The organism is Sphingobacterium sp. BIGb0165 (assembly GCF_024810095.1).
In the GTDB taxonomy this organism is placed as follows: Bacteria; Bacteroidota; Bacteroidia; order Sphingobacteriales; family Sphingobacteriaceae; genus Sphingobacterium; species Sphingobacterium detergens.
In genome coordinates, this window is the sequence record NZ_JANUEB010000014.1 from 24,584 (window position 1) to 35,546 (window position 10,963).

A 10,963-nucleotide genomic window follows, 5' to 3' on the forward strand; every position below is an offset into this window, starting at 1 on the left:
AATATGTAGAAGATATTGAACTTCTTGTCGCAAATTAGACCGACAGAGATTTCATGATTCAGTATCTCAATACTGTATCACATGATCCGTTCATGTACGAAGATACGTATTTCAGAATGCCCGACGAGCGTCAGGATATGGTCTGGCTGGCCATGTTAGATAACCTTATCGAAAAAGGATATGCTTTTGAAATTGATTGGAAAGAAAATTACAGTTCTGTGAATTCCATTATTCAAAATTTACTATTAAAGTGGGGAAGTTCAAGGGAACACAATGATGATGCTCATTTATATGGTTTAGATACAGACGCATTTTTTCCAAAGATAAACTCAATCCTTGAAAGTTTAAATTACATCATTTTTAATCTGGATATTGATAGTGACAGCTATTTAATCGTAATGGCTCCAGCTGAATATCAACAGCAGCTTTTATCCCTGGATCCCAGGATTAAAAAATATTGAAATTGCAATAACCTACCACCGGTAGGCAAACAAGTCCTATCGGGGAAACTTCAAGCGTTCCCAGTTTTCGCTTTCCTGTGTTTTTCACTTGTTCTGTTCATAATCGGAGAATGATTAATTTGAGAAAACAGGCTCAAAGGGTACGCAAGCATCAAGCCTGCTCCGGCTAACGCCGTATGCTGCAAAAATTCTCTTCTTGACGATTGTTTATTGCTCTTTTCCATTGGATTAACATTTTTGTCGATAACTATTCGCCCGTTTTTAGGGCTTTTTGAGTGGTTTCAGCGTATATTCCTCTCCAGGCGCTAACACAATCACGCGTTCAGGATTTTTGACCAATCTTTTTAGTTTTTCAGGATCTGCGTTAAATGGCGTGAAATCGGGTGCATCAATTGTTCCCCAATGTGACAATAACAGTGGCGTATCTGGATATGCATTTGCTATTTTAAGTGCACCTTCGAGCGTAAAGTGCCATTCATTGTCCGAAAAATCAAAGAATATAGCGTCCGGCGCAGGGAGGTTGAGATGCTCTTGCATTAGTCTTGAATCTCCTTGTGCCCATATCGTGCCATCGGGTGTATCGAGGAGGAATCCGGCGAAATCTTCTTTCAAAAAATTCCTTGTCCGAGTGGGGTTTTGATTCTGCCAATCATGATCGGCAGGCGTTAGCCTAACCTTTACCTGTCTAACTTTAAACTGGTCACCAATGCGGTGTCCTTTCGATCTAAAACCTTCGTTTTTCATTAATGAATCAACGTAGACTGTAGAATGGAATATCTTGGTGACAGGGGACAGTTCTTTTAACGTTGGGATACTGTAATGATCATTATCGCTATGGGTTATCAATACGGCATCCAGATGGGGGATGTCTTTGGGTTCTATAGGCGAATTGAACAGCACGGGCATATCAAATCCTTTTAATAATGGGTCTACCATCAGCGTAGTTCCACGGCTGTTTATAAAAAAGCCGCCATTGCCCATCCATCGGATAACTGTTTTATCGGATTTTTGAAATGCTTCGGCTCCAAATGGCTTTGGAGCAGGTGGAGTAGCCTGATATTTTTTATTAGCTGGCACCTTTTTGAAAATTTGTACCGCAGCATCCGGATCTAGCGCATCCATATCTACAAGTTTTAATGCCTTGACCATGTGGAGCGTGGTTGTTTTGTACTTGAGGAAATGCTCGGTTTTTAAATGGGATTGGTAGGCCTCCTGGTCTTTGTACATTTCCAATATCCGTACCTGCGTTGGATTGTCCTTCTGGAACATCGGGAAGATGGCAATTACGCCTTTTTCAAGCCTCACCGATGCTTCGGCTTCCTCCTTTAGGATTATTTTGTATTCCTCCAGATGCTGCGGATGTATCTCGATTTCTGAAATGCGCACCATCATTTCCTGTTGTTGTGCGTGGAGGGTATTATTCATACAAAAAAAGACTACAAATGCCAGAGCCACCCACAGTGACCGCTTGAAGCACTTATATTTAAACATATCATTCGACATATACTATTTATTAACGTTTTTTACTTCTTAATTTTTGAGAGGACTACCCGTGCAGTTTCAGCTCGTTCCCGGCCTACTGCGTTTTCAATGATGTCAAACACTTCTTTCACCAGTTCTGCGGTAATGCCTGTATTTATACCCATTCCTATATGTGCCTGTAATTGACCATCTGTACCCTGCATGGCTGCTAAAGCAGCAATCGTTACGATTTCCCTTTGCTGATAGTTCAGGACATCGCTGTCAAAGATGTCGGCGAATAGATGTTCTTTCAAAAAAGCATCAATACGCGGCGCAAACTCACCGAAACCCGGTGCAGGTTTTGACTGCGGTGTTTTGGTTAGGGTCTCAAGCGTTTTTCTTCCACGCTCATACGTATCAGAACTGTCTGTCAGCGGTGTAGCTTCTTTACCAACGACATCAGTAATCCCTTTCTTTTTCCTTTCTTCCAATATCTGCATAAAACTGTTGATGCCGTTGAGGCTTCTCGGAAAACCGCAGTAGGCATACAACTGAACCAATACCTCCTTTATCTCGTTTATAGTAAGTCCTGCTTCCAGCCCAGCGCCAAGCTGTGTTTTCAGTTTTTCGATATCCCCGGTTGCGGTCAGTGCCGAAATAGCGGCGAGGTGTTGCTGACGGGCATCTAAAGGCTGATTTCTATTTTGTGCATTCATATTTGCTGCATTAAAAATTATTAAAACTGCTAACATCCATTTTAAAAACCTGTTTTCGCACATGTCATTTAAATTTTATGGGGTATTTACTTGTTGATATTCCTCATTGGTTACAGGTTGTAGCCATGTTACATTTTCCTCGCCCTTATAGTTGGTTATGGCAATGTGTATCATCTTACTGTCGGCAGATGCACCGTGCCAATGTTCCACACCTTCAGGGATATTTATAACATCGCCTTTCTTAATGACCTGTGCGGATTTTCCCTTTTCCTGGTACCAGCCTTTGCCCTCGGTAACAATCAATACCTGTCCACTGGGATGGGTATGCCAATTTGTTCTTGCTCCAGGTTCAAAGGTTACACTACCCAATGCGAAATCATTGTTTTTATCTTTTGCTAACAAAGGTTGCAGAAAAGCGTCTCCGCTAAACCACTCTTTGGGTACTCGGTCGCCTTTTGGGAAAAGCGATACGCTATTATCTTCTTTCATGGCTTCTGTTTTTTTATTGTTACTACAAGCTGATATTGTCGATGCGATACTTATAAACAATATCACCAATTTTAGATTTTTGAAAATATCCATTGACTATATTTTTATTGAATAAGGCAGTATAAGCCTTATTCGGTTATTTTTCTACCTGTTTTTGTTCAGATTCAGGGTAACGGTCGCCGATGATAGGAATCTTTGCCACTGCTGTTTCAAGCTCTTTCCATTCCTGTGCGCTAAAAGCAGAATCCAATGTTCTTAGGTTTTCTTCCAAATGTGAGAGTTTGGTCGTTCCGGGAATGGGAACAATAAACGCTGCTTTTTGCAGTAGCCATCCCAATGCTACCTGGGCAGTGGTTATACCTCTTGTACGTCCGAATTTGTTCAGTTCTTCAACAATTCTAAGGTTTGACCGTATCGCTTCGGGGGTAAACCGGGGCAGGATATTACGGTTATCGTTACCGGAACCAAAACTTGTATATTCATTAATTGCTCCTGTCAGGAAACCACGGTTCAACGGGCTGTACGGCACAAAACCGATACCCAACTCCTCACATATAGGTAGCACTTCTTTTTCCACCTCACGCCACATCAAATGATATTCACTCTGTATGGCTGTAACAGGCTGCACGGCGTGTGCCTTGCGGATGGTTTCTGCTCCGACCTCACAAAGACCAAAGTGTTTTACCTTTCCCTCGGCAATAAGGTCTTTTACTGTTCCCGCCACATCTTCAATAGGTACGTTAGGGTCTAAACGGTGCTGGTACAGTAATTCTATGACATCGATATTCAAGCGTTTCAACGATGCTTCCACCATTTCACGGATGCGTTCGGGCTTGCTGTTCGGCCCAGCGGGCATCTCGTTCTTTTTGTTTCCTGCATAGTTGAAACCGAATTTTGTGGTAACAGCAATCTTACCTTTAAACTCGGCAAGAGCCTTACCTGCCAGTTCTTCGTTGATGAACGGGCCATAGGTCTCAGCAGTATCAAAAAGAGTAACGCCACGCTCCACCACCTCATGAGCCAGTTTTATCATAGCTTTTTCATCGGGATATGCGCCACGGTGGTAATTCATTCCCATAAGACCAAAACCCAATGCCGAAACTTCCATTGCTGCATTACCTTTTCCTAAAATACGGCGCTCGGTAATAACAGGCATCGTATTTTTGTTTTGACTTTCGTTTGAGGATGCTGTTTTTTGCTCTGTACCAGTACAGCTTGATATCAATACAGTGGGAACACAGACCGCCGCTCCGAAAAGGGCGGTATTTTTTAAGAAATCCCGGCGGTTGGAGGGGTTGCCGTTCTCGCTATTTTGACGTACTGTTTTGTTACTCATATCTTCATTTTTTAGTTTATACTATACTAGTATTACATGCTGTAACCCCTATTTAGTACCAACGTATGACCTACATAGAAGGTTTGCAGCATCTATCATAGAAATACTACCACATTATCTATTTCTTCGGGAGACGACCAACGGGTACAGCTGCTAACATCGCATCCAGTTGACCGGCAGCCATTGTTTTATCTACCATTGAGGTATAAATTAGACCGGAACAAGTGGGATTGATAGACATCCCAATTTACCAGCTAGTTACAAAGTTAGCCACTATATGTTGGCCGCTTTTTATACAAAACACAGATTTATTTACCACTTTCACTGATTTTGCTATAAAAGTATATTGCTCATGTTTTTGATTAGTAAATTTGTCATATAAAATAATATCATGGAAAAAGTGGAGCGAATAGATACGGTTAGACAATATAATGAGACTTTGGGGATTGATACTCTGCATCCGCTTGTCAGCATCGTTGATTTTGATGAGATGCCCACCTATGAATATTTTAGGCGGTATATGGGTATTTACGCCGTTTTTTTAAAGTACATTAAATGCGGAGACATGAAATATGGGTGCCAGTCCTACGATTATGAGGATGGGACATTGGTTTTTATTTCGCCCGGTCAGATTTACGGTATTGATAGCAGGGGTAAAACGATCAAACCTTCGGGCAAGGCACTGGTATTTCATCCTGATCTGCTAGCAGGAACAGATCTTCTAAGAAAAATGAAGGATTATACCTTTTTTTCGTATGAAGTGAATGAAGCCCTACACCTGTCTAAAAAGGAGAGGTCAATTGTGAATGACTGCTTTGAAAAGATCGCTCTGGAAATAAGTCAGAACATCGATCAGCATAGCAAAACGTTGATCGTTTCGAATATCGAATTGTTCCTCAATTATTGTATGCGGTTTTACGGTCGCCAGTTCATCACCCGGAGCCATGCCAACAAGGATATATTGGTTCGATTTGAAAATCTCCTAACTGAATACTTCCATTCCGATAAGTGCCAGACATTAGGTGTGCCAACCGTAACCTGGTGCGCAGAACAGTTACACCTTTCCACTAATTATTTTGGCGATCTTATCAAAAAGGAAACTGGTAATACAGCGTTAGACTATATCCAATCCAAAGTGATTGATGCGGCAAAGTCAATCCTGTTTAGCAGTGACATATCTATTAGTGATATAGCTTTTAATTTGGGCTTTAAATACCAGCAACATTTTACCCGCTTATTTAAACAAAAAACAGGTATGACACCACTTGAATACAGGTCATTAAATTGAAAAGTTTCGTAAAAATACCCTATTTTGCATGTTTCTTGCGATTACCTTTTCTTTATCAAATGCTATAAATCCTGATCATTTTCAATGCGCTTTTTAGCATAATCTAGGACATTTACAACACGGACATACTTTTTTTTATCGCTAGTAGCTACAATATTTATTAGACCACTCATTCAAGCACTTCCTAAAATAGCCAACATTGTATGGTTCCAATATCTAAGTAACTGTGATGAAATGTAATCCTTAGTGTTGTGTAATCTCTTGATTGAAATCGTCAATCAATTTCTGCGCAACGACAAGTAAGCACGTCAATTACAGTCTTAAACAGTGTTTTTTCGAAATCACAAGACTTGATCAAATATAATTTTACCACCAATGAATGATGAGGTCATGTTTATAAAGTATGTTTTTAATTGATCTATTATATTGAGGCCAATTCTGTTTACAACCAATACAATAGTTGTCTTTTTATTTTGCTGTTACAACTTTCCGATGGTTTACGCCCCAATCTTTCAGTGCGTAAATTATCGGTGTTAACGTATCGGCATAAGGTTCCAATTGATAGGAGACCTTAACAGGATACTCATCGATAACTGTTCGTAAGATTAGTTTATGCTGTTCTAGATCTTTTAGTTCTTTGGCCAAAACCTTCGGTGTAATGCCTGGAATACTTTCCTGAATATCGGTAAAGCGGTCATATCCGACACCTATGGAAATAATAATCGGCAATTTCCATTTACCGTTGATGACATCTAAAGTGTCGCGGACGGGCTTGATGGTCGCAAGGCAATCACAATGCATTTCTAAAATATTGGAAGCCGGATATACCATCTGTTCTTTTATCGCTACAATCTGAATTATGCTCTTTTGTTCCTTGGCATTGTTGAGAAAAATGAAACTTGCCATCAAAGACAATGAAGAATGGTTTCTCATCTGTCTGATAATACAAAGCGGGCATTAGCCAGTCTGCCTAATGCTAAGCTCATTTTCTTAAAATTTAGGTATCTAAGGGGTATTTGGAGAGAAGATGTCAATAACTATTTTTTCAATAAGTCCTCCGCTGTCGCAAATGTCTCAAATGCGAATCTTTCGAATACAACAGCTACAGATGTCGCAGGTCTGGTCTCTTGGGTTAATGCGGATTTAATTCCATTGGTCAATGCCAATAAAACCCAACTTAATGCCAAATTAGAGTCCGATCGAGCGAGTGGTCAACAGTCAAGTTAATGATATTGAGCCGTTGGAGAAATGGAATATTTGCAAGGATATTCCATTTTTTGCTTAATAGGGACGTTCTATAATTCTGATAAGCAGACAATCCAATAAGTACTTTTCGGTATCTCCCACATACCGCTTACATACGCCTTGTTTTCCTCGGATCGCCACGATCCCAGCCATACTTTTGCTCTACACATAAAAACAAAAGAATATGGCAAATCAATTTTTAGTTAAAGACACGATGGCGGCTATGAAAGCATTATCAGCCGCTGAAATCACAGCTTTACAAAACGGAACTTATGAAGGGGTACAATTATTAGGCTATTATCAAAAAGGGGATACCCAAGCGCCGATTAATTATTATCTAGCCCCACTTACTCCAGATCCCGGGCCAGATGATGGAGGGAGTGTTATCGACGTAAATGGGACAAAGCTTAAACACAGGTTTATTGATACTGTTGATGTAAGCTATTTTGGGGTACATCCCTCTGTTCAGGACAATTCCATTTTGATCAATAAAGCAATTAACCATGCGAACATCAATAAGGCCGCGCGTGTGGTAAATTATGGTGAAATCACTGTTATTGCCAAGACGGCATCCAGAAGCAGCGGTTGTATTGAGCTGAAATCAAATGTCTCTTTCGAGAATTATGGAATGATCACCTTGGTCCCAAATGCCTTGTCCCAATATGCAATAATTGGAGGCGAAAACATTAGTAATTTTAGTGTTGTTGTTGGTCGGATTATCGGAGACCATCTTGAGCATCAAGGTGACACACATGAGCATGGTATGGGAATTGGCCTAAAGAATGCCTCGAATTTTGTAATCAAGGATGGGAGTATCGCACAATGTGCAGGTGACGGCACGTATTTATATGGAGATGTATCTGCTACTAGCTATAATAAAGGCTGTTATAATGGAGATATCAAAAACATCACTTGTGACAGTAATCGGAGAAATGGTGCTGGGCTGATCTGTTGTGAAAATATTCGAGTAGAGTCTTGTATTTTTAAAAATACATCTGGTAAAAACCCAATGGCCGGTATGGACATTGAACCAAATAATTACCAGAACTGCAAAAATATTACAGTCTCTAACTGCGAGTTCATAGGGAATGTAAATTGGGGCCTATGTATCTCTACACATGAGACATTAGCTACTGTAGATGGAGTGATTGTAACCAATTGCAAATCCGATAAGATTTTCCTAGTATCACAGGGTGGGGGAGAATCTACGTCAATGACCAAAAATGTACTATTTGACAGATGTACTATTCAGGCAGAAAACTCCTACGGTATAAACTTGATCAATGGTGTATCTGCTGTCAAAATCGAGAACTGTAATATTATGCTGCGCAAGACTGTTGCCAATACCGATCCCTGTGTAGGCATTCGGATCTTCAAATCGAATAGCTGTACTTTACTGAACAATATGATCACATCAGATAGCACCGGAACATTCGGGATCCAACTTCAAGACATCGTGAATGATCACCGGATTAGCGGTAATACAGTTTCTGGATTTACCTACGGTGTATTTGTTGGCGGGGGAGTGAACAATATAATCGAACGCAATTACATTTACAATATTGCCAATCGCGGAATATGGAATCACAGTTCAAAGGGAAGCATTGATCACAATGTGCTTGTTAATATTGGTTCGACAGGTATTGAACAGAATGGTGGTAGTTATAATACTATTTCATACAATAGGTGCTTCGATACAGGTACTACCTACACAGATAATACAGGCAGATCAATTTATCTGAATAATAGTACAAAAGGAAATAGGGTTCTTTTCAATTCTATCCAGAATGATGACCCTGCCAAGCGAATTAAATATGGAATTGAAGATTTTCCGGGTACGTCAGAAAATACCATTGCATGGAATTCTATTGATGATAGTTACTACAACAAGGTTCGAAATCTTGCGGTCAATAAATTTATTCTCGATTATGGCACTGGTACTGTTGATGATATTGTAATTCCGGATGCGAATGATGCTACAAGCAATCTAACTTTGACCAATGCAACCAAAGCTAAGGTCAATGATATTCTGAATCAGCTAAAAATAACCGGATATATGGACCGGACATAATTTTTATGGGAAAGAATTGATTTTGGAATTAGTCGTGGCTTGATCAACTTCTTCTCGGAGATGATCAACAACTATTTCAGTTAACATGCTAATGTTTTCGGAAAGAAAAAAATAGTTTAGTTAGGTAAAGTAGCCTAAAAGCTTTCCTCTGTCGGTTAGAGGGAAGCTTTTTTGTCCATTGAAGAAGTAGATTAGGGCACTGAATAGACTTATTTGGATTACTTACATATTCTGAATTTTTATTGTTGCAAAACAAATGATTGAAATCATTGTTGAAGAGATAATAGCCATTAAAAACTTTATTTAACCAAATTCTATATTATGAAAAAGTTGATATTAATCCCGATTTTTGCTCTTTTAGGGCTTACGGTTCATGCTCAGACAGACGCTGATTTTGCTGAGAATTTCCCTGTAAATTTATACCCAGGCACTACAAATGAATATAAGGTTACTGCATGGAACACCAGTTTTACGATACCAACGATAAGGGTAAATTTCCATGAAAACGCAAGGGGGAATGAGGCTAAGGTTGCTGCCTTTAATTCAGTTGGGGCAGGGGTGAGTTTGGGGGCAGGAAGATTGATCGTTACGACCGATACAAACAATCGGGTGGTTAGTAAGAAATTTAAAAATAGCTTTTCGGGCCAAGTGGGATTCCTTTTTTCCGTGTCCAATAATACACCTGACGGTTCCAGTAATAGCGTGTTTGCTCCAGTAATTGGGATAAATGTTTTAAATTTTAATTTTTCTGTGGGTCGGGAATTTGGCTCACTTGCACCAGAGCAAAAGAAAAACTTTATTGCTATATCTTATAATTTACCGATTTCCTCTATCATTCCCAATAGCTTTTATATTTTTAGAAGTAATGAAAAGCCAATCAAAAATTCATTAGATAAAAATGATTAATCTTATTTCTGATTTTAAATTGGTTTTTACAGCCTACTGAATAGCTCAATTTCTTCCCTCTATAAATTAGAGGGAAGCTTTTTTGAAGCTAGTTTGAATCCATGCTTTTCGGTATCTCACCCATACCGCTTACATACACCTTGTTTTTCTCAGATAACCCTCTTAATCCCCATACTTTTACCCATATCATTTAAAACAAAAGAATATGGCAAATCAATTTTTAATTAAAGAAACAATGACCCAGATGAAAAATCTGCTATTAAGTGAAATAGATGGTTTGAAAGGGGACAATCCAATCTATGCAGGTGTACAACTATTAGGCTATCATAAGAAAGGGGACACCCCAGCACCGATTATTTATTACTACGTTGACCTTCAAAATGAACCCGATCCGGGACCTGATGACGGCGGGAGTGTAATTGTTGTTGGTGGCATCAAGCTTTTTCATAACTATGTCAGTGATATCAACCTTTTGTATTTTGGTCTTCAAGAGGGGCAGGTACTTAATTCATATCTTACCAAAGCTCTTCGCATCACAGCAAATACAGGTTCTTTTACGATTATTCCCAAAGGGTCGTTTTTAATTGATCGGTCTTACACACCTGTCTTTAACGCTCGGATTAAAGGTATTGATCGAAACCTAACCAAGATTATATTAAACCCAGCCACAGCGACCGATTCTGGAGACTTTGAAAATTACATGTTTCTCAATTTGAACGGGAACTTTGAACTCACAGATGTCGATCTCGATGCAAATGCTCCGAATTTACCTACTTCTGTTTCGCGGTCTAGTGGTATTGACAACCGCAATGCCGTTTCCAATGCTACCTATAAAAGATTAAGGATAAAGAATGCAAAAACAGTATCGCCCAATTTTTGCGGGGGCTATGGTATTAAAGAACTGCTGTTCAGTTTTGAGCTTCAGTCCGCCTGACGCAAAACCCTTGTTACCAGCAGTATTATTTTTCTGTAAGTCTGGTTAATAATTCT

The 10,963-nt window shown here is 39.6% G+C and carries 12 protein-coding genes; 6 read left to right on the forward strand and 6 right to left on the reverse strand.

Annotated elements, in window-relative coordinates; all coding sequences use genetic code 11:
* Positions 1–53: 53 nt before the first annotated feature.
* The gene (locus tag M2408_RS26145; RefSeq protein ID WP_259187533.1) at positions 54–461 is read left to right on the forward strand and encodes a DUF6630 family protein; all 408 of its coding nucleotides are present in this window, start codon (positions 54–56) and stop codon (positions 459–461) included.
* A gap of 50 nt (positions 462–511) precedes the next feature.
* On the opposite strand, the gene M2408_RS26420 is transcribed toward M2408_RS26145, so the two are convergent.
* The 5 genes from M2408_RS26420 to M2408_RS26165 all read right to left on the reverse strand — a co-directional run bounded on the left by M2408_RS26420 (position 512) and on the right by M2408_RS26165 (position 4,463).
* On the reverse strand, positions 512–685 hold the full coding sequence (locus M2408_RS26420) for a twin-arginine translocation signal domain-containing protein (protein WP_409049498.1): 174 nt from the start codon (positions 683–685) through the stop codon (positions 512–514).
* 37 nt (positions 686–722) lie between these two features.
* Positions 723–1,886 (reverse strand): MBL fold metallo-hydrolase, encoded by a 1,164-nt coding sequence (locus M2408_RS26150; protein ID WP_259187534.1) that lies wholly within the window; start codon positions 1,884–1,886, stop codon positions 723–725.
* A 98-nt stretch (positions 1,887–1,984) separates the two neighbouring features.
* Positions 1,985–2,674, reverse strand: a complete 690-nt coding sequence (locus tag M2408_RS26155; protein ID WP_259187535.1) for a carboxymuconolactone decarboxylase family protein — start codon at positions 2,672–2,674, stop codon at positions 1,985–1,987.
* Between the two features lie 39 nt (positions 2,675–2,713).
* The gene (locus tag M2408_RS26160; protein WP_259187536.1) at positions 2,714–3,127 is read right to left on the reverse strand and encodes a cupin domain-containing protein; all 414 of its coding nucleotides are present in this window, start codon (positions 3,125–3,127) and stop codon (positions 2,714–2,716) included.
* A 136-nt stretch (positions 3,128–3,263) separates the two neighbouring features.
* Positions 3,264–4,463: an aldo/keto reductase gene (locus tag M2408_RS26165; RefSeq protein ID WP_259187537.1), complete on the reverse strand. Its 1,200-nt coding sequence runs from the start codon at positions 4,461–4,463 to the stop codon at positions 3,264–3,266.
* 391 nt (positions 4,464–4,854) lie between these two features.
* On the opposite strand from M2408_RS26165, the gene M2408_RS26170 reads away from it, so the two are divergent.
* Positions 4,855–5,751 (forward strand): AraC family transcriptional regulator, encoded by an 897-nt coding sequence (locus tag M2408_RS26170; protein ID WP_259187538.1) that lies wholly within the window; start codon positions 4,855–4,857, stop codon positions 5,749–5,751.
* Positions 5,752–6,219: 468 nt separating this feature from the next.
* Here the strand turns inward: M2408_RS26170 and M2408_RS26175 are convergent, their stop codons facing one another.
* Entirely contained in the window at positions 6,220–6,657 is a 438-nt protein-coding gene (locus tag M2408_RS26175; RefSeq protein ID WP_259187539.1) for a helix-turn-helix domain-containing protein, read from the reverse strand.
* 15 nt (positions 6,658–6,672) lie between these two features.
* On the opposite strand from M2408_RS26175, the gene M2408_RS26180 reads away from it, so the two are divergent.
* From M2408_RS26180 to M2408_RS26195, 4 genes are all read left to right on the forward strand, one after another.
* A complete protein-coding gene (locus M2408_RS26180) occupies positions 6,673–6,978 on the forward strand; it encodes a hypothetical protein (RefSeq protein ID WP_259187541.1) in 306 nt (101 codons plus the stop codon).
* A 202-nt stretch (positions 6,979–7,180) separates the two neighbouring features.
* On the forward strand, positions 7,181–9,067 hold the full coding sequence (locus tag M2408_RS26185; protein ID WP_259187542.1) for a right-handed parallel beta-helix repeat-containing protein: 1,887 nt from the start codon (positions 7,181–7,183) through the stop codon (positions 9,065–9,067).
* 321 nt (positions 9,068–9,388) lie between these two features.
* Positions 9,389–9,973, forward strand: a complete 585-nt coding sequence (locus M2408_RS26190; protein WP_259187543.1) for a hypothetical protein — start codon at positions 9,389–9,391, stop codon at positions 9,971–9,973.
* A 205-nt stretch (positions 9,974–10,178) separates the two neighbouring features.
* Positions 10,179–10,907, forward strand: a complete 729-nt coding sequence (locus tag M2408_RS26195) for a hypothetical protein (protein WP_259187544.1) — start codon at positions 10,179–10,181, stop codon at positions 10,905–10,907.
* Positions 10,908–10,963 lie beyond the last annotated feature (56 nt).